At 62.3% G+C, this 23,581-nt stretch carries 21 protein-coding genes and 1 tRNA gene; 4 read left to right on the top strand and 18 right to left on the bottom strand.

Features of this window, described 5'->3' with window-relative positions; all coding sequences use genetic code 11:
• Positions 1-71: 71 nt before the first annotated feature.
• Positions 72-1,334 carry an AlbA family DNA-binding domain-containing protein gene (locus AB4Y81_RS14225; protein ID WP_441996123.1) on the top strand — a complete coding sequence of 421 codons (1,263 nt, stop codon included), beginning with the start codon at positions 72-74 and terminating at the stop codon, positions 1,332-1,334.
• Positions 1,335-1,518: 184 nt separating this feature from the next.
• Here AB4Y81_RS14225 and AB4Y81_RS14220 read toward each other — a convergent pair whose 3' ends face one another.
• Positions 1,519-2,223: a hypothetical protein gene (locus AB4Y81_RS14220; protein WP_441996122.1), complete on the bottom strand. Its 705-nt coding sequence runs from the start codon at positions 2,221-2,223 to the stop codon at positions 1,519-1,521.
• Positions 2,224-2,396: 173 nt separating this feature from the next.
• On the opposite strand from AB4Y81_RS14220, the gene AB4Y81_RS14215 reads away from it, so the two are divergent.
• On the top strand, positions 2,397-2,663 hold the full coding sequence (locus tag AB4Y81_RS14215) for a hypothetical protein (protein ID WP_441996121.1): 267 nt from the start codon (positions 2,397-2,399) through the stop codon (positions 2,661-2,663).
• A gap of 22 nt (positions 2,664-2,685) precedes the next feature.
• On the opposite strand, the gene AB4Y81_RS14210 is transcribed toward AB4Y81_RS14215, so the two are convergent.
• Both AB4Y81_RS14210 and AB4Y81_RS14205 read right to left on the bottom strand, forming a co-directional pair.
• Entirely contained in the window at positions 2,686-3,816 is a 1,131-nt protein-coding gene (locus AB4Y81_RS14210) for a tyrosine-type recombinase/integrase (protein ID WP_441996120.1), read from the bottom strand.
• Between the two features lie 86 nt (positions 3,817-3,902).
• Positions 3,903-3,984: transfer RNA gene (locus tag AB4Y81_RS14205), tRNA-Leu, on the bottom strand.
• Between the two features lie 187 nt (positions 3,985-4,171).
• Here AB4Y81_RS14205 and AB4Y81_RS14200 point away from each other — a divergent pair.
• Positions 4,172-4,777 (top strand): ANTAR domain-containing response regulator, encoded by a 606-nt coding sequence (locus AB4Y81_RS14200; RefSeq protein WP_011774540.1) that lies wholly within the window; start codon positions 4,172-4,174, stop codon positions 4,775-4,777.
• A 140-nt stretch (positions 4,778-4,917) separates the two neighbouring features.
• Here AB4Y81_RS14200 and pyk read toward each other — a convergent pair whose 3' ends face one another.
• The 11 genes from pyk to hisI form a co-directional block, all read right to left on the bottom strand.
• On the bottom strand, positions 4,918-6,411 hold the full coding sequence (gene pyk, locus AB4Y81_RS14195) for a pyruvate kinase (RefSeq protein ID WP_035733916.1): 1,494 nt from the start codon (positions 6,409-6,411) through the stop codon (positions 4,918-4,920).
• 55 nt (positions 6,412-6,466) lie between these two features.
• The gene (locus AB4Y81_RS14190; protein ID WP_079581325.1) at positions 6,467-7,924 is read right to left on the bottom strand and encodes a glutamate synthase subunit beta; all 1,458 of its coding nucleotides are present in this window, start codon (positions 7,922-7,924) and stop codon (positions 6,467-6,469) included.
• Positions 7,917-12,530, bottom strand: coding sequence for a glutamate synthase large subunit (gene gltB / locus AB4Y81_RS14185; RefSeq protein WP_441996119.1), 4,614 nt, complete (start codon positions 12,528-12,530; stop codon positions 7,917-7,919). Before gltB ends, AB4Y81_RS14190 begins: the two co-directional genes overlap by 8 nt.
• Before the next feature lie 259 nt (positions 12,531-12,789).
• Positions 12,790-13,944: a prolipoprotein diacylglyceryl transferase gene (gene lgt, locus AB4Y81_RS14180; protein ID WP_441996118.1), complete on the bottom strand. Its 1,155-nt coding sequence runs from the start codon at positions 13,942-13,944 to the stop codon at positions 12,790-12,792.
• A 20-nt stretch (positions 13,945-13,964) separates the two neighbouring features.
• Positions 13,965-14,777 (bottom strand): tryptophan synthase subunit alpha, encoded by an 813-nt coding sequence (gene trpA / locus AB4Y81_RS14175; RefSeq protein ID WP_018778628.1) that lies wholly within the window; start codon positions 14,775-14,777, stop codon positions 13,965-13,967.
• A complete protein-coding gene (gene trpB / locus AB4Y81_RS14170) occupies positions 14,777-16,153 on the bottom strand; it encodes a tryptophan synthase subunit beta (RefSeq protein WP_039240824.1) in 1,377 nt (458 codons plus the stop codon). Before trpB ends, trpA begins: the two co-directional genes overlap by 1 nt.
• Before the next feature lie 114 nt (positions 16,154-16,267).
• Positions 16,268-17,086: an indole-3-glycerol phosphate synthase TrpC gene (trpC, locus tag AB4Y81_RS14165; protein WP_441996117.1), complete on the bottom strand. Its 819-nt coding sequence runs from the start codon at positions 17,084-17,086 to the stop codon at positions 16,268-16,270.
• A gap of 2 nt (positions 17,087-17,088) precedes the next feature.
• On the bottom strand, positions 17,089-17,361 hold the full coding sequence (locus AB4Y81_RS14160; protein ID WP_018778631.1) for an HGxxPAAW family protein: 273 nt from the start codon (positions 17,359-17,361) through the stop codon (positions 17,089-17,091).
• Positions 17,362-17,494: 133 nt separating this feature from the next.
• Entirely contained in the window at positions 17,495-18,094 is a 600-nt protein-coding gene (locus AB4Y81_RS14155; RefSeq protein WP_064722916.1) for a Trp biosynthesis-associated membrane protein, read from the bottom strand.
• Positions 18,091-19,671 (bottom strand): anthranilate synthase component I, encoded by a 1,581-nt coding sequence (locus tag AB4Y81_RS14150; RefSeq protein WP_441996116.1) that lies wholly within the window; start codon positions 19,669-19,671, stop codon positions 18,091-18,093. Before AB4Y81_RS14150 ends, AB4Y81_RS14155 begins: the two co-directional genes overlap by 4 nt.
• Positions 19,672-19,730: 59 nt before the next feature.
• The gene (gene hisI, locus AB4Y81_RS14145) at positions 19,731-20,147 is read right to left on the bottom strand and encodes a phosphoribosyl-AMP cyclohydrolase (RefSeq protein WP_018778634.1); all 417 of its coding nucleotides are present in this window, start codon (positions 20,145-20,147) and stop codon (positions 19,731-19,733) included.
• Between the two features lie 90 nt (positions 20,148-20,237).
• Between hisI and AB4Y81_RS14140 the strand changes: the two genes are divergently transcribed.
• Positions 20,238-20,882, top strand: coding sequence for a TIGR03085 family metal-binding protein (locus AB4Y81_RS14140; RefSeq protein ID WP_018778635.1), 645 nt, complete (start codon positions 20,238-20,240; stop codon positions 20,880-20,882).
• Between the two features lie 74 nt (positions 20,883-20,956).
• On the opposite strand, the gene hisF is transcribed toward AB4Y81_RS14140, so the two are convergent.
• The 4 genes from hisF to ribH form a co-directional block, all read right to left on the bottom strand.
• Entirely contained in the window at positions 20,957-21,733 is a 777-nt protein-coding gene (hisF, locus tag AB4Y81_RS14135) for an imidazole glycerol phosphate synthase subunit HisF (protein ID WP_018778636.1), read from the bottom strand.
• Between the two features lie 44 nt (positions 21,734-21,777).
• Positions 21,778-22,638: an ATP phosphoribosyltransferase gene (gene hisG / locus AB4Y81_RS14130; RefSeq protein ID WP_018778637.1), complete on the bottom strand. Its 861-nt coding sequence runs from the start codon at positions 22,636-22,638 to the stop codon at positions 21,778-21,780.
• 87 nt (positions 22,639-22,725) lie between these two features.
• Positions 22,726-22,989: a phosphoribosyl-ATP diphosphatase gene (locus tag AB4Y81_RS14125; RefSeq protein ID WP_018778638.1), complete on the bottom strand. Its 264-nt coding sequence runs from the start codon at positions 22,987-22,989 to the stop codon at positions 22,726-22,728.
• A 106-nt stretch (positions 22,990-23,095) separates the two neighbouring features.
• A complete protein-coding gene (ribH, locus tag AB4Y81_RS14120; protein ID WP_018778639.1) occupies positions 23,096-23,581 on the bottom strand; it encodes a 6,7-dimethyl-8-ribityllumazine synthase in 486 nt (161 codons plus the stop codon).

Below are 23,581 nucleotides of genomic sequence, written 5' to 3'. Positions count from 1 at the left end.
CCACTGCAGACTAGTTATTTGCAAACAAGATTCTGGTCCGAGCCAAATTTTTGTCCACATATCCTTTGATGATGGACTTTACCTCTATCCACCGTGCCGTTGGTGCCGCACCCGCACCTCTGACAGATGACCTTCTAGACAGCGCTGTGGCGGCGGGAGCAGGCGAGACACATGATCTCGACTGGAAATCTCAGCTGCCGCAGATGAAGGCTCTGCCGCAAAGCGAATTCCCAAAAGATGTGGCTGCTATGGCAAACAACGGCGGGGGGCTCATCGTTTATGGTGTGACCGAGGTACAGAAGGCCGCGACAGGTCGTGTTGACGTAGGTGAGCTCCATGAGGGTTACGAAAGAGCGCTCCGTAGCGCGGCCATCACTGCAATAACACCACCCGTGTTCGGGCTCAAGATTCATCGGCTGGGAACGGAGTCCGCGCAAAACCGTGCGGTCATCGTGGAAATTGGCCCAAGCGTTGACGGGCCCCATCTCATCTACAAGAACGAACTCTTTGGCGCACCTATCCGCAATGACGCCGACACGGTTTGGATGAAGGAGCGACAGATCGAGGCTATGTACCGGGCTCGTTTCGACGAAAGAAAGCATGCCGCAGACGCCTTGAGCGCTATGTTCAGTGAAACTTCGGCGGGACGGAGCACTTTTGAAAGGGCATGGCTGATTGGAGTCGCACGGCCCCGCGTCCCACGGTTGCTAGGCCGCATGGACCGCGACGATGCCCGCCACATCCTTAAGAAGGCTGTGCCGCTCGCCTTAAGCTATGCGACCAGCTCCGGAATTCACCCTTTGGAAAATGTGGATGCCCTAAACCCCAGACCTGGACTTCGCCGCTGGGTGGCAGTGAACGCGGCCACCGGCGAACGGCAGTTGTGGAAAGAGGCCTGGACTGGAATTCTCCACGACGGATCCGTAACCCTGGCGGCCGCTGTTGGGGGGCACCGGATGACCAGAGATGAATACTTCGAAGGTCACCAGATTGAAGGGCGCGCCATCGAGTGCGCCATTGCCGATCTTATGGCCCTCTTGAGGAAGACCGCGGAAGCAACAGGAAATGATGAATATGAGGTCCAGGTAGGAATCGAATGGTCCGGAGGAGAGCCTTTGCAAATCCTCACAGTGGACGGCCACGGCCTAGTCTATGAAGGCGTGTCTACTCCGCTTCACCGTTTCGCGCCCGTGGAGGTTTCGATTGCTGCGCGCGGATCGGATAAGGACTTCCACCGGCATACGTATGAACTCGCCCGCGATTGCGTCAACCAAGGTGGCCTCTCGAACCTGCAACTGATCCAGAACCCCATGTCGACTAATCATGCTGAGTAGCCTCGGTTTCCCGTCATTTCAGTGACTAGCGCTATTTTCAACATGGCCTCTGTGGTTCAGGGTTTCGTCACATCGAGTGATTCCGTTCCGCCTTGCGCCGACGATAGCATTTGTCTGGCTGCGCAGCCGGAACAAATGACGTTGCTCAGCCTGGGAAAACATACCGCGAAACTGAACCGTCGCATCAAGCAGTGGGCCTTACCGACGCCTCTGCATTACCCAATAGCAGTTCCAATTCATTAAGGACAGCTTTGACGTCGACAGATGTGAGTCCATCGATGAAGAAAATCTTGTTTCCGATCTTGTTGAGCGACGTTCCCAGAATGACACCGCGAGTTCGATCAGCGATCCAGAATCGATCGTGGAATTCTCCGGAGTGTGTAGTAGTGATGTTTAGGTTTGGCACTGCTCCCCTGAGCGCTGCAGTAACTTCACCTTGCACAACAGATGCGCTGACCCTCTGGTCAATCACGAAATGTAGCGACGATCCTTCCTCAAGTATCGGCGCAATGATTCTCCTTACCGACTCCGCGTAGGTCTTGGCGTCCTTCGTTCTGAGCGATGTGAAAATGTACGGGTCCGTGATGATCAACTCCCCAGCCGGTGCCAAACGACACAGTCGTTGAATGACGAAATCTTCGGCACGCGGCGTCGGCGCCACCGGAGAGACATCCTCGTAGATTTGGACGCGTCGAAGGAATGCGCCGGGGCCTTCCTCACGCAGTTCTTGCTGAACTTCCAGGAGTGTGTACCCCAAATCCAGGGTCATCAGTCGATAGCCGAGCTCTCCAGCCCGTTCGGATAGACGGAGGGCATCGTCATGTAGAGGTTCTGGGTCAAAGCGAAACGCATTTAGCGAACCGGTGTATCGGTACTCGAAGTCTTCCATGAGTACAGCATCTCCCACTGGGCCCCAAGAACACCGGATCACGAGACTCTATACATGGACGTCGATTCAAGCGCTCCCCTGACAAGACCGTCCTTGTGTCCACGCAGCTCGTCATGTTCCAGCGAATTCTTACGGCAATGAACAGTCGCGAATAACCAACGACGAGGTTTGACATGGATTTGGAATTTTTCGAACCCGCAGAAGCTGCGACCCTCATGCGGTGCAGCGAAGGGTGGCTGCGTGACGGCGCTGCTGCGGGACGCTTTCCTCATGCATGCTGGGGCAAGGGCAAGATAGTCTTCACGTCTGAGCACATTGCGGAGATAGCAAGGCTCAGCGAGATACTGCCCGGCACCCACCAGGTGTCCAACGCCCGGGAGAGCAACAACACCAGTACCCGGCTGATCGGCACCAGGGCCCGCAATCGGATGGCGTCCTAACTACAGCCAGGAAGCAACAGCCTCACCGCATGAAAGCGGACACCGAGCGCTCCGTGGCATCCGCCCCAGCCTGCAAGGCTTCCGGCATGAGGTGCCCATAGACACCCTCTGTGGTGCGGGTTGAGGCATGCCCCAGCCGACGCGAGATCGTAAACATGGGGACACCGTCCTGAATCAACCACGAGGCATGGGTGTGCCGAAGATCGTGAATCCGTGGATTCTTCCGCAGGCCGCGATCCTGGGCCGCCTTGACCGCCGGAATCCAGTAGTGGTGCCAGTACAGCTTGTGCACGATCCGTTCACCCTTTGGCGTTGTGAACAGCAGGTCGCCACCAAGGCGGCCGGCCACCAACGGTATGAGCAAGTCCACCAGTGCAGGATTCAACCCGATGGTCCTCTTGCCCGCACCGGTCTTCGTCGGGCCGATGTAGAACTGGTTCTGCCCATCCCGCTTCCACGCCTTGTTAATGCGGGCCGTCGCCGGCTTGCCCAGGAGATCAATGTCCGCGACGGTCAGTGCCGTGGCTTCCCCAAAGCGCGTCCCAGTCATGACCAGGAAGTTGGTGAAATCGCGGTACCGCTCCCCCATCCCGTCCATAATCAGTCCGAACTCCGCATGGGTGAGGAACATCATTTCATCCTCGGCCTTCTCGACGCTCGGCAGTTGCACTCCGCGGCAAGGATTGCGCGTGATGTACCCGAGCATCTCCGCGGTGTTCATCGACGCAGAGATCAGGCCGTGCACATTCTTGATCGTCTTGGGCGACCGCCCCTTGGCCATCATCGACTTCACCCAGTAGGCGATCATCCGGTAGTCGAGCTTGTCGACTGGGACGTGACCGATGACCTTCTGCACGTGGAGGTCCAGCATGGTCTGATACGTCTTGACCGTCCCGCTCGAGGGCCGGATCAGGAGGTCGATGTACTCCTGAATGACTTCCCCAACCGTGGGTATCTTCGCCCTATTGTCCAGAAGTGCCTGCTGGGCGATCTCAAAGGATTGACCGTTCGCATCGAGCAACCGCTTGAGCGTTTCAGCCTCATGCGCGGAGTCGACAGTAATGCCMTGTTGCTTCCGGATCTTGGGGTCGCGCCAGACCACCATGAAGGACGAAGAGCCGTCCCTTTTGACGCGTTTCCGGATACTAGCCACATAAAAATGCTAGTTCCGCGTCAACAGATTTGGGGGTTTTGTCAACAGTCAGGGGCCATATAGGCCCCTGACCTGCGACATTACAGTGCCCGAGGTGGGACTCGAACCCACACACCTTTCGATACCGCATTTTGAGTGCGGCGCGTCTGCCAATTCCGCCACTCGGGCCCGGAATACTGGGAGTTCAGCTGCTCTCATTCCTGTGAGCAACGCGATCCTTTCCCAGCACGCGAAACTACTCTACATGCAGATAGGCTGATTCAAAGAACCGGACGCGCTGATGCAACAAAACCTGCCATCAAAGAGTCCACACTAAGATGGACATGAACCCGCCGAACCTTTTCAAGGAGATCCCGTGACCGAACAGACGGAGTCCACGTCTACAGCCCAGCCGGCCCGACGCGTTGTCGTAGCCGAGGATGAAACCCTCATCCGCTTGGACATTATCGAGATCCTGAAGGGCGAAGGGTATGACGTCGTAGGCGAGGCGGACAACGGCGAGAAGGCCGTGCAGCTGGCTGAGGAACTCAAGCCCGACCTTGTCCTCATGGATGTGAAGATGCCCGTCATGGATGGCATCTCGGCAGCCGAGAAGATCGTCAAGGCCCGCATTGCTCCCGTCGTCCTGCTGACCGCGTTCAGCCAGAAGGAATTGGTGGAGCGCGCCCGCGACGCCGGTGCCATGGCTTACGTCGTCAAGCCGTTCTCCCCCGCGGACCTGATCCCGGCCATTGAGATCGCCCTCTCGCGCCACGAGGAAATCAAGGCCCTGGAAAACGAGGTGTCCGACCTCCAGGAGCAGTTCGCCACGCGCAAGCTTGTAGAGCGCGCCAAGAGCCTCCTGACCACCAAGATGGGCCTGACGGAACCGGAAGCTTTCCGTTGGATCCAGAAGACCTCCATGGACCGCCGCCTCAGCATGCGTGAGGTTGCCGAGACCATCATCAACCAGGTCAACTAACTAAACGCAACGCACGACGCCGGCCGCGTACCTCGCATGGGGTGCGCGGCCGCCGTCGTACTCACCACGAATTAAGAAACCCAAGACAAAACACAGCCGGCCCCCCCAAAAGGCGGGGCCGGCTGTGTCAAAGCTGAGGCTTAGTTCTTGGCCTTGGACTTCTTTTCGGGCCAAGGACCAACAGGTTCCTTACGCGAACCGTCGTCGGTCTTGGAGGTGTCGGCGAGGTCGCCTACCTTGTGGACCTTCAGCGAGTTCGTGGAACCGGCCTGTCCTGGAGGGGAACCGGCTGCGATGACAACCAGGTCGCCTTCGTCCACGAGATCCATTTCCAACAGGCTCTTGTCCACCTGTGCGGTCATCTCGTCGGTGTGGCCCACGGAGGGAACCAGTACCGGCTGGATGCCCCAGGTGAGGGCCAGCTGGTTCCAGACGTGCTCCACCGGCGTGAACGCGAAGACCGGCTTGACCGGGCGGAGGCGCGAAAGGCGGCGTGCCGAGTCACCGGACTGGGTGAAAGTACAGATGTACTTTGCATCCAGCTGGTCGGCGATTTCGACGGCGGCACGGGTGATGGCGCCACCGCGGGTCTTGGGCTTGGTACCCAGCGGGGGTACGCGCTCAAGACCGTGGACTTCGGTGGACTCGATGATCCGTGCCATGACCTTGACGGTCTCGATGGGGTACTGGCCCACGGAGGTTTCGCCGGAGAGCATGACTGCGTCGGCGCCGTCGAGGACTGCGTTGGCGCAGTCGGAGGCTTCGGCGCGGGTCGGGCGCGGGTTGTCGATCATGGATTCGAGGACCTGGGTGGCCACGATGACCGGCTTGGCCCAGCGGCGTGCCAGTTCGATGGCACGCTTCTGGACGATCGGCACCTCTTCGAGCGGAAGTTCGACGCCGAGGTCGCCACGGGCAACCATGATCGCGTCGAACGCGTCGATGATTTCGTGGAGCTGCTCCACGGCCTGCGGCTTTTCGATCTTGGCGATTACCGGCACGCGACGGCCTTCTTCGTCCATGATCTCGTGGACGCGCTTGATGTCGGAGGCATCACGCACGAACGAGAGGGCGATCAGGTCAGCACCGCGCTTGAGGGCCCAGCGGAGGTCGTCCTCGTCCTTTTCGCTCAACGCGGGAACGTTGACGGCAACACCGGGAAGGTTGATGCCCTTGTTGTTGGACACCTTGCCGCCGACGGTGACCGTGGCGACAACCTTGACGTCGTCAACTTCGATGGCGCGCAGCGCCACCTTGCCGTCGTCGATCAACAGTGCGTCGCCGACGTTGACGTCCTCGGTGAGGCTCTTGAGCGTGGTGGAGCAGATGTCCTTGGTGCCGGGAACGTCTTCAGTGGTGATGGTGAAGGTGTCGCCGACAGCCAGCTCGTGCGGGCCGTCAACAAAACGTCCAAGGCGGATCTTGGGTCCCTGGAGGTCGGCCATGATGGCCACGGGCTTGCCCAACTGGGCCGCAGCCTTGCGGACGTTCTCGTAGGTGTTGTCGTGCACGGAGTAGTCGCCGTGGCTCATGTTCATGCGAGCAACGTCGACGCCGGCCTCCAGCACCGCGAGGGTGTTGTCGAAGCTGGAGATAGCCGGGCCGAAAGTTGCCACAATTTTCGCGCGTCTCATATACCTACCCTAAGTAGTTCATGCTGATTGAGTAAAAGATCAGTTCCTGCCGGCGCTATAAGACCGCTATCGCCCGGTCGGTGGGGGCGACCGGTGCCGGGAGAATGGTGCTTCCCATCAGGAACCTGTCCACTGCGGCCGCGCACGCACGGCCTTCCGCAATGGCCCACACAATCAGTGACTGGCCACGTCCGGCATCGCCGGCAACAAACACTCCCTCGGTATTTGTCATGTAGTAGCCGTCGCGGGCTACGTTGCCCCGACCGTCGAATTCTGCGCTGACCTGCTCGGTGATACCTGCCGGCTCAGCGCCGGTAAAGCCGAGGCTCAGGAACACCAGGTCAGCCGGAATAATCCGCTCCGTGCCTGCCTTGGGCAGTCGCTTGCCGTCCACGAACTCAGTTTCGGCAACCTTGACGCCGGTGAGCTTGCCATTTTCACCAACGAACTCAACGGTGGACGCAAGGTACGTACGCTCGCCGCCTTCTTCGTGGGCGCTGGCCATCTCGAACAAGGTGGGGAACGTCGGCCACGGCTGGTGGGCTGCGCGTTCCGACGGCGGCTGCTTGCCGATCGCCAGCGTCGTCACCGACGCTGCCTGGTGGCGGTGGGCGGTTCCGATGCAGTCAGCACCGGTATCGCCACCACCGAGGATGACAACGTGCTTGCCGCGGGCGTCGATGTGGTTCTCCGGGGTCTCCCCCGCCACTACGCGGTTAGCTGGCACGAGGTAATCCATGGCGAAGTGCACGCCTTCAAGGTCGCGGCCCGGGATCGGCAGGTCGCGCGGGACGGTAGCCCCGGTGGCGACAACGACGGCGTCGTAACGGCGGCGCAGCTGCTCCCAGGTGACATCCGTTCCGACGGCGACGCCGGTCCGGAAGCGTGTGCCTTCGGCCTTCATCTGCTCGAGGCGGCGGTCGACCTGTTCCTTTTCCATTTTGAAGTCGGGGATGCCGTACCGGAGCAGGCCACCGATCTTGTCGTCGCGTTCGTACACGGCAACGGTGTGGCCAACACGCGTCAGCTGCTGCGCCACGGCCAGGCCGGCGGGGCCGGAACCAACGACGGCGACCGTCTTGCCGGTGAGGCGCGTCGGCGGAAGGGGCTGGACCCAGTCGTTGTCGAACGCCTGGTCGATGATGGAAACCTCAACCTGCTTGATGGTCACGGCAGGCTGGTTGATGCCCAGCACACAGGACGCTTCACAGGGTGCAGGACACAGCCGGCCGGTGAACTCCGGGAAGTTGTTCGTGGCGTGAAGGCGCTCAATCGCTTCCTCACCCTTGTCCCGCCAAACGAGGTCGTTCCATTCCGGAATCAGGTTGCCCAGCGGGCAGCCCTGGTGGCAGAAGGGAACACCGCAGTCCATGCAGCGCCCGGCCTGGCTCTTCAGGACGCCCTTCTCCTGGGCTTCGTACACTTCTTTCCAGTCCATGATGCGGACGGGAACGGGACGGCGTGGCTGCGTCTCGCGCTGCCGGACTTTCAGAAATCCGCGTGGATCAGCCACCGGTTACCTCCAGGATTCGAGACCATACTTCTTCGCCATCAGGGTCCAGGCCCTCTTCGATGGCGTCGAGACGGGTTTGCAGGACTGCGGCGTAATCGCGCGGCAGTACTTTGGTGATGCGGGCGGCAGTGTCGTCGAAGTTTTCGAGCAGACGGCCGGCCAGGACGGATTCGGTTTCCTCAACGTGCTTGGTGAGCAGGCCGTGGACAATGTCACGATCCTCAGCGTCGAGCTCCAGGAGCTGGAGTTCACCCGTATCCAGGGCAAGCTTGTTGACGCGCTCAGGCTGCAGGTCCAGCACGTAGGCGGTACCACCGGACATGCCGGCGCCGAAGTTGCGGCCGGTACGGCCGATGATCAGCGTCTGGCCACCGGTCATGTATTCACAACCGTGGTCGCCAATGCCTTCGACGACGGCGGTGGCACCGGAGTTGCGGACCAGGAACCGTTCGCCGACCTGGCCACGCAGGAACATCTCGCCGCTGGTCGCACCGTAGCCGATGACGTTGCCGGCGATGACGTTGCGTTCCGCCTGGAAGACGTTGGTACGGTCCGGGCGGACAATGATGCGCCCACCGGAAAGTCCCTTGCCCACGTAGTCGTTGGAGTCTCCGAACATGCGCAGCGTGATGCCGGCAGGCAGGAAAGCACCCAGTGACTGGCCGGCGGTGCCATTGAGCGTGATGTCGATGGTGTCCGTCGCCAGTACATCGGTACCGAACGTCTTGGTCACCACGTGGCCGAGCATCGTGCCCACGGAACGGTCCGTGTTGATGACGTCCAAGGTGATCTTGACAGGCATGCGGTCGCTGAGTGCTTCCTGGGCCATGGTGATCAGGCGCTGGTCGAAGTGCTTGTCCAGCTCGTGGTTCTGGCCGGTCATGTTGCGCAGCGGCACGTCGTCGTCGAACTCGAGACCGTGCAGGATCGGATCCAGGTCCAGGCCTTCGGCCTTCCAGTGGTCGATGGCCTCGCGGGTGTCCAGCATCTCGGCGTGGCCAATGGCCTCTTCGAGGCTGCGGAAGCCAAGCCCGGCAAGGATTTCACGGACTTCTTCAGCGAGGAACTCAAAGAAGTTGACCACGAACTCGGGCTTGCCATTGAACCGGGACCGAAGTTCAGGGTTCTGCGTGGCAACACCCACCGGGCAGGTGTCCAGGTGGCAGACACGCATCATGATGCAGCCGGAAACCACCAGCGGAGCAGTCGCGAAACCATACTCCTCGCCACCCAGCAGGGCAGCAATGACGACGTCGCGGCCGGTCTTGAGCTGACCGTCCACCTGAACCACCACGCGGTCGCGGAGGCCGTTAAGCATGAGGGTCTGCTGGGTCTCGGCCAGTCCGAGTTCCCACGGCACGCCCGCGTGCTTAAGCGAGTTAAGCGGCGAGGCGCCGGTACCGCCGTCGTGACCTGAAACAAGCACGACGTCGGCCTTGGCCTTCGTGACGCCGGACGCCACAGTACCGATCCCGACTTCCGAAACCAGCTTCACGTGCACCCGGGCCGAAGGGTTGGCGCGCTTGGCATCGTAGATGAGCTGCGCGAGGTCTTCGATCGAGTAGATGTCGTGGTGCGGGGGCGGGGAAATCAGCCCGACGCCGGGAGTGGAGTGACGGGTCCGGGCTACCCAGGGGTAGACCTTCTGCGCCATCAACTGGCCGCCTTCGCCGGGCTTGGCGCCCTGTGCCATCTTGATCTGGATGTCGTCGGCGTTGGTGAGGTAGAGGCTGGTGACACCGAAACGGCCTGAAGCGATCTGCTTGATGGCAGAACGGCGTTCCGGATCCAGCAGGCGGTCCACGTCCTCGCCGCCTTCGCCCGTGTTGGACTTGGCACCCAGACGGTTCATGGCGATGGCCAGTGTCTCGTGCGCTTCCTTGGAGATGGAGCCGTAGCTCATCGCACCAGTGGAGAAACGCTTCACGATGCTGGAAACGGACTCCACTTCTTCCAGCGGCACAGGCGGACGGACGCCGTCCTTGAACTTGAGGAGCCCACGCAGGGTCATCAGGTTCTCGGATTGGTCGTCAACGCCCTTGGTGTAGGACTTGAAGATGTCGTAGCGGCGTTCGCGGGTAGCGTGCTGCAGGCGGAACACTGTCTCCGGGTTGAAGAGGTGCGGTTCGCCGTCGCGGCGCCACTGGTACTCGCCACCGCCGAGCAGCGGCTGGTGCGGGTGCTCGATGCCACCTTCGGGGTACGCCATCTGGTGGCGTGCCGAAACCTCCGCGGCGATGACATCCAGGCCAACGCCACCGAGCTGGGAGTGTGTGCCGGAGAAGAATTCGTCCACGAGTTCCTGGGACAAGCCCAGCGCTTCGAAGGTCTGGGCACCCGTGTAGGAAGCCACGGTGGAGATGCCCATCTTGGACATGATCTTCAGGACACCCTTGCCCAGGCCCTTGATGAGGTTGTAGACGCCGTCTTCCGGGGTCACGCCCGTCACGTCACCGTTGGAGATCAGCTGTTCCACCGATTCCATGGCCAGGTACGGGTTGACAGCGGAGGCACCGTAACCGATGAGCACGGCAACGTGGTGCGTCTCGCGGACGTCACCGGCTTCGACCACCAGGGCGGTCTTGGTGCGGTTGGCGCTGCGAAGCAGGTGGTGGTGGACCGCGCTGACCAGCAGGAGCRAGGGAATCGGTGCCCACTGGGCGTTCGAGTCGCGGTCGGACAGCACCACGTACTGGACGCCACGGTTGATCGCGCCGGATACCTGCTCGCAGATCTCCGTAAGGCGGGCACGGAGTGCCGCTTCCCCACCCTCGGGGCGGTAAAGGCCACGGACCTTCATGGCGATGCGGTCGCCGTCGGGGCTTTCAATGTTCGCGATCTTGGCGAGCTGGTCGTTATTGATCACGGGGAACGGCAGCGAGATCTGCGGTTGGCGGACTTGCTTGCCGTCCAGGAGGTTGCCGTTGGGACCGATGGCGCACTTCAGGGAAGTCACCAATTCTTCGCGGATGGCATCCAGCGGCGGGTTGGTGACCTGGGCGAAGGACTGCACAAAGTAGTCGAACAGCAGACGCGGACGCTTTGACAGCACAGCTACCGGAGTGTCCGAACCCATGGCGCCCAGGGGCTCGGCACCGGTGCGGGCCATCGGTCCAAGCAGGATCTTCAACTCTTCAGTGGTGTAGCCGAAGGTACGCTGGCGGATGTTCACCGATGCTGCCGTGTGGAGCACGTGCTCACGCTCGGGAAGCTCGTTGATGTCGATCAGGTTGTCCTTGAGCCACTCGGCCCAGGGGTTGGCAGCAGCTACCTCGGCCTTGACCTCGGCGTCGTCAATGATGCGGCCGGCTTCGGTGTCCACCAGGAACATCTTGCCGGGAGCAACGCGACCCTTCTTGACCACGTTGGAGGGCTCGACCTCGATAACGCCAACTTCGGAGGCGAAGATGATCAGGCCGTCTTCGGTGATCCAGTAGCGTCCCGGGCGCAGGCCGTTGCGGTCCAGCGTGGCGCCAACGAGGCTTCCGTCGGTGAAGGACACGGCAGCGGGACCATCCCACGGCTCCATGAGGAGGGAGTGGTACTCGTAGAAGGCACGGCGTGCCGGATCCATGGTGGCGTGGTTCTCCCACGCCTCCGGGATCATCATCATGATGGAGTGCGTGATGGGGCGCCCTGAGAGCCACAGCAGCTCGGCCACCTCATCGAAGGAGGCGGAGTCAGATGCACCCGGGGTGCAGATCGGGTACAGCTCTTCCGGGACCGAACCCAGCAAGGGGCTGGCCAGCTGCGACTGGCGGGCACGCATCCAGTTCCGGTTGCCCTTGACCGTGTTGATCTCACCGTTGTGCGCGATAGTGCGGAACGGCTGTGCCAGCGGCCAGGACGGGAACGTGTTGGTGGAGAAGCGCGAGTGGACAATGGCCAGCTTGGTCTTGAAGCGCTTGTCCGAAAGATCGGGGTAGAACGGCTCCAGCTGGGCCGTGGTCAGCATGCCCTTGTACACGATGGTGCGCGAGGACAGCGAGGGGAAGTACACGCCAAACTTGTTCTGGGCGCGCTTGCGGATCCGCCAGGCGCGGGAGTCCAGCTCGTTGTGCTCAAGCTGCTCACCGTTGGCAGAGGCGAAGAACGGCTGGGAGAAGTAGGGCATGCATGCCCGTGCCATGGCTCCCACGAGGTCAGCGACCACAGGAACCTCACGCCAGCCAAGGACTGTAAGGCCTTCGTCGGCGGCAAGTGCCTCGATGCCGGCTTTCGCTGTCGCAGCTTCGCGGGCTTCAGCCGGAAGGAACGCGGTACCCACCACGTACTGTCCGGGTGCCGGCAGTTCAAATTCGGTGACGGCGCGGAAGAACTCGTCGGGGACCTGCATCAGCAGGCCCGCTCCGTCGCCGGTTCCTTCGTCGGCGCCCACGGCGCCGCGGTGTTCGAGATTGCGGAGGGCGGTCAGTGCCGCTTCCACGATGTCGTATCCCGGTTCCCCGCGGAGCGTGGCAATGATAGCCAGGCCGCAGGCGTCCTTCTCCTTATCAGGGTTGTAAAGACCCTGGGCCTCCGGGAGCGCAGCAAAACGCTTGAACGGAGACATGGCACCCTGCGGTTCGATATTTTCGGACCAACCGGGGTTATGAAGATGGGTCATGGGAGACGTCCTTCCTCGAGATCGTGCGTATGGAAGGGACAACGTTGGCCCCACCTTGCCTGCCCTGTGACGGGCACAACAAAGCGCTAGTTATTGGAATTGTAGGCCAGTCGATCCAGCGCAACGAACAGTTACGCAGACCTCTGGCCCCGGCTTGACCAGTGAACATCGGTATGCTGCGATCCGGTTTCCGGGGTGCCACGACGCTGTGGACTGGGCCCTACGAGCGGTGACTCTGTTGCCCCTTTACCTTCGGCGACTACTTGGTGTCGTCAGCCCCAGGCGAGGATCCGGATGTTTTCCTGGCGGCGGTGGCATCAGATGAGGGCTCCGTTGTGGACGTGGTGTCCTGGACGGTCTTCACTGATGCATCCCGCGGCCCGTCGACGTTGCCCGGATCACTTTGGTTATCTGGGAGATTATCACGCGAACCACTATCCGAGACAGGTGCGTCCACATCATGACTGGTGACGCTCGTCACCGTCGCGGGGTCCTTGATGGCCTCTTTTTTCGGCTCGCGCCCTGGCAGATAAGGAGTGTCCGGCACCGGTCGGCCGCGCCGGGCGAGCAGCAGGAAGATAACCAAGGCCGCGATGAAGACAAAGATGCTGGTCCACACATTGAGACGGGTCGTGATTCCGAAGAGGGTGATCTGCTCGGCGTCGTCGATTCGGAGCGCTTCGATCCATACGCGGCCCAGTGTGTAGTACATGGCGTAGAGCCAGAACAGCCGGCCCCAGCGGAAGGCGAATTTCTTGTCCAGCACCAGGAGGAGCGCTACGCCGGCGAGGTTCCACAGCATCTCGTAGAGGAACGTCGGGTGGAAGAGGGTTCCGGCGGCCATGTCGGGCGGGAAGTTCGCGTTGGAAGGATCGATCTCCAGGCCCCACGGCAAAGTGGTGGGCGCGCCGAAAAGTTCCTGGTTGAACCAGTTCCCCAGTCGTCCGATGGCCTGCGCAAGAAGCAGGCCAGGAGCAGCGGCGTCCAGGAAGGACGTCAGCCGGACACCGGCACGACGGCATCCGATGCATGCGCCCACGACGCCGAGGACCACCGCGCCCCAAATGCCCAGCCCGCCGCGCTGGATCTGGGGAATCAGCGAGAGGTCGCCGGTGCCGTCGAAGCCCGGGCCAAAGTAGGCATCGGGCGAAGAGAAGACGTGGTACAGGCGACCGCCGATAATTCCGAATGGAATCGCCCAAATGGCGATGTCCCACAGGCTGCCTTCGGGCGCGCCGCGTTGCTTCCACCGGGCAGACGTCAGCCAAAGGCCAACAATGATGCCCGCCAGGATGCACAAGGCGTAGGCGTGGATACGCAACGTCCCCCACGGCAGCGGAATGTCGAAACCGGACCATGATGGGCTCGGGATACTCAAGGGGACCATTGCCGCTGCGTGGAGGACCGTCTGCATGCGCTTCGCTGTTTCCTTTTCTAGGCTTCTGCAGCTGCGCGGCCCAAGCCGGCGCTGAGGTTCTTGGTGAGTTGCCCGACGGCGTCCACCCCGCCATCGCGGAGGGCTGCCACCAGGGCGGTGCCTACAATGACACCGTCGGCATAGGCAGCAATTTCACGGACATGGTCGGGACTGGAGACACCCAGGCCTACGCATACCCGATCCGCACCGGCTGCGTGGGCACGGGCCACCACCTCTTCGGCAGCGCTGCTGACGGAGGTGCGGGCTCCGGTGACACCCATGATCGAAACAGCGTAGACAAAACCGCGGCTGGCCTTGACCGTCATGTCCAGACGTTCAGGAGTGGACGACGGGGCCACGAGGAACACCCTGTCCAAGCCGTACCTGTCCGAGGCCTCGAACCATTCTGCAGCCTCATCGGGAACGAGGTCGGGAGTAATGAGACCTGCTCCCCCGGCTTCTGCCAGACGGCGCGAGAACTCGTCCACGCCCATGCGCATGACCGGGTTCCAGTACGTCATCACCAGGACGGCAGCATCCGTAACTGCGGTAATCCCTGCAACGACTTCGAAGACGTCGGCTACGCGGAAACCGTTCGAAATCGCTTCGGTAGTGGCCGCCTGGATGACAGGACCGTCCATCACGGGATCGGAGTACGGGATTCCGATCTCAATGAGATCGGCGCCGTTCCGGGCAAGCGCGATGCCGGCCTCGATGCTTTCCTTGACCGTGGGGTAGCCGGCGGGCAGGTAACCCACCAAAGCGGCGCGGCCTTCGGCCCTGGCCTTGTCAATGGCCGCAGCGGACTTGCTGGCTGTTGATTCGTTCATCAGTTCTGGTCCTCGTTGTCATCCGCGGATGCTTCAGAGGCTCGCTCTGAAGGGCCCTTGGGCTTACGGGTGGACAGGGTGGTCCCCTTGACGTGCCCCTCGTCATCCAACATGTTGAACCATGCGGCGGCGGTTTCCACGTCCTTGTCGCCTCGCCCGGACAAGTTCACGATGATAGTGACTTCCGAGGGGTCTTCCTTGCCTTCCGTGAGGCGGTGGCCGATCTTGATGGCACCGGCCAGGGCATGCGAGGACTCGATGGCGGGGATGATGCCCTCTGTCCGGCAGAGCAGGCTGAAGGCGTCCATGGCTTCGGTGTCCGTGACGGCCTCGTAGGTGACCCGGCCGATGTCGGCGAGGTATGAGTGCTCGGGGCCAACGCTGGGGTAATCAAGACCGGCAGAGATGGAATGCGACTCGATGGTCTGGCCGTCTTCGTCCTGCATGAGGTAGGAACGGGCGCCGTGCAGCACACCCGGGCGGCCAAGGGAGATGGCCGCAGCGTGACGGCCGGTTTCCACACCCTCGCCACCGGCTTCAAAGCCGTAGATCTTCACGGAAGCATCATCGAGGAATGCGTGGAACAAGCCGATGGCGTTGGAACCGCCACCGATGCACGCACAGATGGCATCAGGAAGCTTGCCCGTCTGTTCCAGGATCTGGCTGCGCGCCTCTTCGCCGATGACCTCGTGGAAGTAGCGGACCATGGCCGGGAACGGGTGCGCTCCGGCGGCAGTACCCAGGAGGTAGTGCGTGTCCTCGACGTTGGAGACCCAATCGCGGAGGGCGTCGTTGATGGCGTCCTTGAGTGTCTGCGAACCGTTGGTCACGGGCACGACTGTGGCACCAAGAAGCTGCATGCGGGCGACGTTGAGTGCCTGGCGGCGGCAGTCTTCGGCACCCATGTAGACCACGCACTCAAGTCCCAGCAGCGCCGCAGCCGTGGCACTTGCGACGCCGTGCTGTCCGGCTCCGGTTTCGGCAATGACGCGGGTCTTGCCCATCCGCTTCGCCAGGAGCGCCTGGCCCAGGACGTTGTTGATCTTGTGGGAACCGGTGTGGTTGAGGTCCTCACGCTTGAGGAAGATGCGGGCGCCACCGGCATGCGCCGAGAAGCGCTTGGCCTCGGTCAACAGCGAAGGCCTGCCCGAGTAGTTCTTGTTGAGGTCCTTCAGCTCGGCGATGAAATCGGGATCGGCCTTGGCTTTTTCGAAGGTGTCCTGGACTTCATCCAAGGCGGCAATGAGAGACTCCGGCATCCAGCGTCCGCCGTAGCTGCCGAAGTAGGGTCCCGATGCGTTGCGCAGCGAAGGGCCACCTTGCAGGAATGCGTCTGCCGCATTCTCTTCTGAGCCGGCTGTTGGCGCGTCGACCATCAGTCTCACCGTCCTATTCCAGTTAGTTCTTTGGGTAGTTCCACGTGCCACAAGGCAGCCACGGGCTGGTGCCCGGGCTGCCTCATGACTGCTCGCCGTAATTCAGTAACTGCCTCAGTTCCTGACGGCGATGGCGGCAGCTCCTGCTGCCTTGAATTCGGTAATTCGTTCACGCGGGGTTGAATCGCTGACCAGCGCTTCGCCCACCAGGATGGCATTGGCGCCATTGGCTGCGTAATGCGCGACGTCGTCGGCACCCCTGACGCCAGACTCCGCGACCACGACTGCCCCGGCCGGAATCAAACCGGCCAGCGAACCGAAAACCGAGCGGTCGACATCGAGCGTCTTCAAATTGCGCACGTTGATGCCGATGATCCTGGCGCCGGCCGCAACCGCCCGCTCGATCTCCTCTTCGGTATGGGTCTCCACGAGCACGCTCATGCCCAGTTCATGGCTCAAGGCACTGAACCGGACGAGTTCGGCGTCGGTCAGCGCTGCGACGATGAGCAGGATGAGGTCGGCACCGTGGGCACGGGCTTCCCAGATCTGGTACTCGTCAACTGTGAAGTCCTTGCGGAGCAACGGCGTTTCGACGGCGGCACGCACGGCATCGAGGTCGGCCAGCGAGCCGCCGAAGCGGCGCTGTTCGGTCAGCACGCTGATGACGGAGGCGCCGCCGTCCGCGTACTGCACTGCGAGCGATGCGGGGTCTGCGATGGAAGCGAGGTCGCCCTTCGACGGACTGCGGCGCTTGATCTCTGCGATGACTTTGAGGTCGTTGCGGTCGGATGCGGGTCCGCCCAGGGCTCCCCAGGCATCCCGTGCAGGTGCAACACCGGCGACGCGGTCCTTTAGCTCCTCGAGGGACACTTGAGCCCGGCGGCCCTCCATGTCCTCCTTGACGCCAACGATGATGTCATCAAGAACGGTCACGATTAGTGGCCGTTGTTCTGCAGCTTGCTGCCGCCCACTCCGTAGCCCGCCTTGCGCATAACCAGGCCAACAATCAGGCCGATAACCATGACAACCAGGCCGCCGACGAAGATCGGGGTGCTGGCGATGACGAAAGCGATGGAGGAAATCAAGGCACCAACCAGCATGACAATCACGCAGGTCCAGGCAGCCGGGCTGTTTCCGTGACCGATGGCGTCAGCGTGGCTGGCCATGGTGGATTCAGTTTGGTTTGCGGACACTGTGGTTTTGCTCATGTGAAATCTCCTCAGGATGAATACTGCTTACATTCTGCCATTTATTGACGTCAGCCGGGGACATGGACCGACGTCCGGGGCAACGGTGGCGGCAAAGTCGCAACGAAGCTGCGCGAAACCCGCTCCCGGCTGCCTACGTAGGGTCCTCGCCGCGCGACAGGCTGTCCCAGCTGTCGATCTCATCCACCGGTTCGCCGTCATTCCTGACGGCATTGGTGTCGTACTTGGTGCGGGTCTTCCAGTAACGCCCGGCCACCGGCAAGCCCACCGCAACCACTGCCAGCAGGACCCCGGCAACTATGGCTACTACGGGGAAGGCCGTCGCAGCGACACTCGCCTGTCCACCCGCAAGGCCCGTCGCAGCTGCAATGGCACCCTGCGCTGCGCCGAGCGGATCGGTCAGCACGGTAGTGGCCGCCAGGATGATCCCTACCGCGGACAAAGCAATGATGACCGCAATAATCCAGCGCGCCACCTTGCCTGCAATGGATGCCGCCAGGCCACCGGCCAGGGCCACCAGGGCCAGAGCCGTGACTGCGGTAGCAGCCTTGTTTCCGGGAACCTGGAGGTTGCTGCTGGATACACCGGAGGGGTCAAGCTGCACTTCAATCCAGGTCTGGGTGGTGGTTCCGAAGACAGCGAGGGCCAGCACGACCGCGGCGAGCACCAGTGTGGATTTACGGGCCCAGCGCGGTGAAGTCCTGGCGGGAAGTGCGGATGCGGCGGCGCTCACGAGGCAGGCGTCCCGTCGTCGGGAACTTCGGCCCGGCCGGCGTCCACCGCAATGTTCTGCAATGAGCCTGCGGTGTGCACGGCGCGAAGCGGCGCAGCTGCCTTGTTTACCGTTTCAAGCGCTTCCGAAGGCTTGTGCGAATCGGCCACGATCCCACCGCCGGCCTGCACATAGGCGCGGCCCTCACGGAGCAGTGCCGAACGGATGGCAATAGCCATGTCCATGTCACCGGCGAAGTCCAGGTAGCCCACCACGCCACCGTAGATGCCGCGGCGGTGCGGTTCGAGTTCATCGAGGAGCCGCAGCGCACGGGGCTTCGGGGCGCCGGACAACGTACCTGCCGGGAAGGTTGCCCTGAGGACGTCGTATGCCTTGGCGTGGGGAGCAAGCTGCCCCACCACAGTTGAAACGAGGTGCATGATGTGGCTGAAGCGCTCCACTTCCATGAACTGGGTGACATCGACTGTCCCGGCCACGCACACTTTGGAAAGGTCGTTACGGGACAAGTCCACCAGCATCAGGTGTTCCGCGCGTTCCTTCTGGTCCGCGAGCAACTCTGTGGCCAGGGCTTTGTCGGCCTCTACAGTCTTCCCACGGGGACGTGAACCGGCGATGGGGTGCGTGATGACTTCCTCACCGGTCACTGTCACCAACGCTTCCGGCGAGGACCCTACAATCGAGTACTCGCGGCCGTCTGCATCTTCGAGGCTGAAGAGGTACATGTAGGGGCTGGGGTTGGTGTTGCGCAGCACGCGGTAGACATCCAGGGGATCTGCGGCGCATTCCATCTCGAAGCGGCGCGAAATCACCACCTGGAACACTTCGCCGTCAACAATCGCTTCCTTGCCACGGTCGATGGCTTCCAGGTACTTCGCTTCCTCCCAGCGTTCCTGCACGCTTGAGGCAAAGTCCAGGGCTGCCGTGTCCAAAACGGAAACAGGCTGGGGAACGGGCGTGCTGATCTGGTCCAGGAGCGCTTGCACTCGGGCCACGGCATCGTGCCAGGCATCATCCATGCGTTCGCTGCTGCCGTCGAAGTTGATGGCATTGGCGATCAACAGAACAGTGCCGTCGACGTTGTCATGAACCGCCATGTCGGTGACCAGGTTCAGCGCCATCTCCGGCAACTGCAGGTCGTCCTCTGGTGGGGACGTCAGGCGTTCCCAGTGGCGCACGGATTCCCAGCCAAGGAAGCCGACCAGGCCGGAGGTGAAGGGCGGAAGGCCCTCGAAACGATCGGTCTGCAGTGCGGCAATCGTGTCGCGGATGGCCTCCACCGGGTTCCCGGAAACTGGCACGCCGACGGGCGGCTCACCGATCCAGTGTGCCTGGCCGTCCTTGGTGGTCAGGGTTGCGCGGGACTTTGAACCGATGAACGAATAACGCGACCAGGCCCCGCCTACTGCTGCTGATTCCAGGAGGAAGGTGCCAGGCTGTCCCTTGGCGAGCTTCCGGTAAAGGCCAATGGGGGTTTCTGCATCGGCCAGGACTTTGAGCCGCACGGGGATGACACGGCTGTGGACGGCGAGTTCCCGGAACTCTTCCAGGCCCGGGCTGATGATTCCAAGGTCCTGCATGGCTATTGTTCTCCGCCTTTTGGTATGAGGTGGTGCGTCAGTGGTAAGTGCTGGGTGCCTTAGTCGCGGTGGCCCGTTACGACTGTAAAGTCGCGACCGTCGAAGCAGGTCCGGGTTCCGGTGTGGCAGGCTGCGCCGATCTGGTCCACGCGGATCAGGAGGGCGTCGCCGTCGCAATCAAGGGCGACGGACTTCACGAACTGTACGTGTCCGGAAGTGTCGCCCTTACGCCAGTATTCCTGGCGGGAGCGGGAGTAGAACGTGACGCGCCCGGTGGTCATGGTGCGGTGCAGTGCCTCGTCATCCATCCACCCGAGCATGAGGACCTCGTTGGTGTCGTGCTGCTGCACAATAGCAGCAACCAGGCCGGCGGAATCGCGCTTGAGAGCGTCCGCGATCTCCTGCGGCAACGGACCCGCGGGGTCGCTGGAAAGCTCCACGGCGGGAGAGGGGCTGGGGGCGGACTGCTCTGACATCAGATCAAGTCTAGTGCCTTTGACGGGACTGGCGGTCCTGCGGCGGTTCCACTGCGCAAGAGCGCTCCGATCGTGCTAGTTTCACAAGTGATGCATTTCGTCGATCCCTCCCGAGAAGTACTGGCCGAAACCCTGCTGGCGGCCGGGCCTGACTCCCCCACGCTCTGCGAAGGCTGGCGGACCCGTGACCTTGCCGCGCATTTGTACTTGCGGGAGCGGAAAATCGCTGTCGGTCTTGGCCTGTTGATTCCCAGTCTTGGCAAGGCATCGGAAAAAGCCACCTCCAAGCTGGCCTCCCAGCTTAAGACCACGGACGCTTACGCGGACCTCGTCAAGACGTTCCGCTCCGGGCCTCCGGCTTTCTCTCCTTTGAAGATCAAGGCGCTGGACGAGACCTCCAACCTCATCGAGTACTTCGTGCACACCGAGGACATCCGCCGCGCTGGCGACAGGTGGGCGCCGAGGGCACTGGACGAGGCCTATTCGGATGCACTCTGGAATGACCTCATCAAGCGTGCAGCGTTCCTGTACCGCGGCGTGGACCTCGGCATCGTCCTTGTCAGGCCCACGGGGCCGCGGCATGTGGCCAAGCGCGCACCCGTATCCGTCGCCATCGTTGGCGAGCCGGGCGAGCTTCTCATGCACGCCCACGGCCGCACCAACCAGGCCCTGGTCACCTTCGAAGGCCAGCCGGACGCCGTCGCGCTCTTGCAGTCAGCGGACATCGGCCTTTAACCAAGCAACGCGGGGTCGCTGATGGCCCATCCCGCAAGGGATGATGGCCATCAGCGACCCCGCGTTTGCGTTGCCTAGCGGACTTCGAAGCCGGCCTCGCGGATCGCGGCCTTGACCTGAGCGATCATGTCATCCGGACCGAAGTGGAACACCGAGGCGGCCAGCACAGCGTCAGCCCCAGCCTGCACAGCGGGCGGGAAGTGCTCCGGGGCACCGGCACCGCCCGAGGCGATAATCGGGATATTCACGGCTGCCCGAACCAAACGGATCAGCTCAAGGTCGAAGCCGTCCTTGGTGCCGTCGGCGTCAATGGAGTTGAGCAGGATCTCCCCCACTCCCCTGTCCGCGGCTTCCTTCGCCCAGGCAATGGCATCGATTCCGGTACCGGTCCGGCCGCCGTGCGTGGTGACTTCAAACCCGGACGACGTCGGGGCGTCGCCTTCCCGGGTCCGGCGCGCGTCGACGGAGAGCACCAGGACCTGGGAGCCGAAGTGGCGGGTAATTTCATCGATGACATCGGGCCTGGCAACGGCGGCTGTGTTGATGGACGCCTTGTCCGCACCAAAGCGCAGGAGCTTGTCCACCTCGGCCACCCCGCGGACGCCACCACCCACGGTGAGGGGAATGAACACTTCCTCTGCGGTGCGACGGACGACGTCGAACGTTGTTTCGCGGTTCCCTGACGACGCCGTGACGTCCAGGAACGTCAGTTCGTCTGCCCCGCCGTTGTCGTACCGGTGGGCGAGTTCCACAGGGTCTCCGGCGTCGCGAAGGCCTTCAAAGTTGACACCCTTGACGACGCGGCCGGCGTCCACGTCCAGGCATGGAATGACGCGTACGGCTACAGCCATGTGCTGCTCCTCAGTTCTGCTGGGCTCTAGTCGGTCAGTGTGGGTCAGATCCGGCAGGCGTGGATGCTGCTGACCAGGATGGCGCGCGCGCCGAGGTCGTAAAGCTCATCCATGATGCGGTTGGTTTCCTTCTTGGGGACCATGGACCGCACGGCTACCCACTCGGAATCGCGAAGCGGCGAGACCGTGGGCGATTCAAGTCCGGGAGTCAGCGCCGCGGCGTCTTCCACGAGGTCCTTGCGGATGTCGTAGTCCATGAGCACGTACTGGCGCGCAACCAGAACGCCTTGAAGGCGGCGGATGAGGATGTCGATTTCCTTCGCGGTCCCGTTGGCTGCGCCAGCGGAGCCCGTACGACGGATCAGGACGGCTTCGGACTTCAGGATGGGGTCGCCGAAGATCTCCATGCCGGCGGCCTTGAGGGTATTGCCGGTTTCCACGACATCGGCAATAGCGTCGGCCACGCCCAAGCGGACGGATGATTCCACGGCCCCATCGAGACGGACCACTGTGGCGTTGACGCCGCGTTCAGCGAGGTAGTCACGCAGGAGGCCGTCATAGCTTGTGGCCAGCCGCTTGCCTTCAAGCTGCTCGACGCCGGTGAAGTCACCAACAGGGCCGGCGAAACGGAAAGTCGAAGGCGCGAAGCCCAATGGGAGCAACTCTTCGGCTTCCACCTTCGCGTCAAGCAGGAGGTCCCTGCCGGTGATGCCGACGTCCAGGGTTCCCTGGCCTACATAGACGGCGATGTCACGGGGACGGAGGAAGAAGAACTCAATGTCGTTGTCAGGATCAACCATGACCAGTTCGCGGGAGTCGCGGCGCTGGCGGTAGCCGGCCTCGGAGAGCATTGCCGAGGCGGCTTCGGACAGGGATCCCTTGTTGGGGACTGCTACACGGAGCATTGGGAGAGACTTTCTTTTTGGAATGGAGGTTTCAGGCACATCGGCCACGCGGCTGACTCCGCTTGCAAAGCGTGCGGAGGGGCGTGGCTAGAGATGCTTGTAAACGTCTTCCAGGCTGAGGCCCTTGGCGAGCATGAGGACCTGCAGGTGGTACAGCAGCTGGGAGATTTCCTCAGCAGCGGCCTCGTCCGATTCGTACTCCGCGGCCATCCAGACTTCGGCGGCCTCTTCGACCACCTTCTTGCCGATGCCGTGGATTCCGGAGTCCAGCTCGGCTACCGTGCGCGAGCCTGCCGGACGGGTCGCTGCTTTCTCACTCAGTTCTGCGAACAGCGTCTCGAAATTCTTCACGCCCTCCAGACTACTTGCTCCGGGCCCGGCGCCGCTTGTTGGGGCGCTGCATGACGAAGGGGATGTGAGTGAACACACACTCACATCCCCTCCGTTCGCGCTGGAATCAGCTGTATTGCTTGAGCGTCACAGCGGTTGCCAGGGCAGCGGTGACCGCCTCGTGGCCCTTGTCCTCCTGGGAACCCGGGAGGCCGGCCCGGTCAAGGCCCTGTTGTTCCGTATCGCAGGTGAGTACGCCGAAGCCGACCGGCACACCGGTGCGGACGCTGACATCGGTGAGTCCCGACGTCGCGGCCTGGCAAACGTAGTCAAAGTGCGGGGTTCCGCCACGGATAACAACGCCCAGGGCCACGACGGCGTCAAAGTGCGGTGCCAGCCGGGCGGCTGCAACCGGCAATTCAAAACTGCCTGGAACCCGCACCAGGGTGGGTTCGGCGATGCCTGCTTCCTTCGCGGCACGCAGAGCACCGTCCACCAGGCCGTCCATGATCTGGGTGTGCCAGCTCGCGGCCACGATGGCGAGCTTGAGCTGCGAGGTTTCTTCAGGGTTGAGGGTAGTGAGGTCGATTGTGGGCGCGCCGTGTCCGCTCAT

The sequence above is a fragment of the Paenarthrobacter sp. TAF1 genome (assembly GCF_052113825.1).
GTDB lineage: Bacteria > Actinomycetota > Actinomycetes > Actinomycetales > Micrococcaceae > Arthrobacter > Arthrobacter nicotinovorans.
This window is presented reverse-complemented; position numbering and strand designations above follow the sequence as displayed.

What these genes read in the sequence shown, in the direction of transcription:
- AB4Y81_RS14225 (WP_441996123.1), top strand. Translation starts at nt 72, where the DNA reads ATGGACTTTACCTCTATCCACCGTGCCGTTGGTGCCGCACCCGCACCT.
- AB4Y81_RS14220 (WP_441996122.1), bottom strand. Translation starts at nt 2,223, where the DNA reads ATGGAAGACTTCGAGTACCGATACACCGGTTCGCTAAATGCGTTTCGC.
- AB4Y81_RS14215 (WP_441996121.1), top strand. Translation starts at nt 2,397, where the DNA reads ATGGATTTGGAATTTTTCGAACCCGCAGAAGCTGCGACCCTCATGCGG.
- pyk (WP_035733916.1), bottom strand. Translation starts at nt 6,411, where the DNA reads ATGAGACGCGCGAAAATTGTGGCAACTTTCGGCCCGGCTATCTCCAGC.
- lgt (WP_441996118.1), bottom strand. Translation starts at nt 13,944, where the DNA reads ATGCAGACGGTCCTCCACGCAGCGGCAATGGTCCCCTTGAGTATCCCG.
- trpA (WP_018778628.1), bottom strand. Translation starts at nt 14,777, where the DNA reads ATGAACGAATCAACAGCCAGCAAGTCCGCTGCGGCCATTGACAAGGCC.
- trpB (WP_039240824.1), bottom strand. Translation starts at nt 16,153, where the DNA reads ATGGTCGACGCGCCAACAGCCGGCTCAGAAGAGAATGCGGCAGACGCA.
- AB4Y81_RS14160 (WP_018778631.1), bottom strand. Translation starts at nt 17,361, where the DNA reads ATGAGCAAAACCACAGTGTCCGCAAACCAAACTGAATCCACCATGGCC.
- AB4Y81_RS14150 (WP_441996116.1), bottom strand. Translation starts at nt 19,671, where the DNA reads ATGCAGGACCTTGGAATCATCAGCCCGGGCCTGGAAGAGTTCCGGGAA.
- hisI (WP_018778634.1), bottom strand. Translation starts at nt 20,147, where the DNA reads ATGTCAGAGCAGTCCGCCCCCAGCCCCTCTCCCGCCGTGGAGCTTTCC.
- AB4Y81_RS14140 (WP_018778635.1), top strand. Translation starts at nt 20,238, where the DNA reads ATGCATTTCGTCGATCCCTCCCGAGAAGTACTGGCCGAAACCCTGCTG.
- hisF (WP_018778636.1), bottom strand. Translation starts at nt 21,733, where the DNA reads ATGGCTGTAGCCGTACGCGTCATTCCATGCCTGGACGTGGACGCCGGC.
- hisG (WP_018778637.1), bottom strand. Translation starts at nt 22,638, where the DNA reads ATGCTCCGTGTAGCAGTCCCCAACAAGGGATCCCTGTCCGAAGCCGCC.
- ribH (WP_018778639.1), bottom strand. Translation starts at nt 23,581, where the DNA reads ATGAGCGGACACGGCGCGCCCACAATCGACCTCACTACCCTCAACCCT.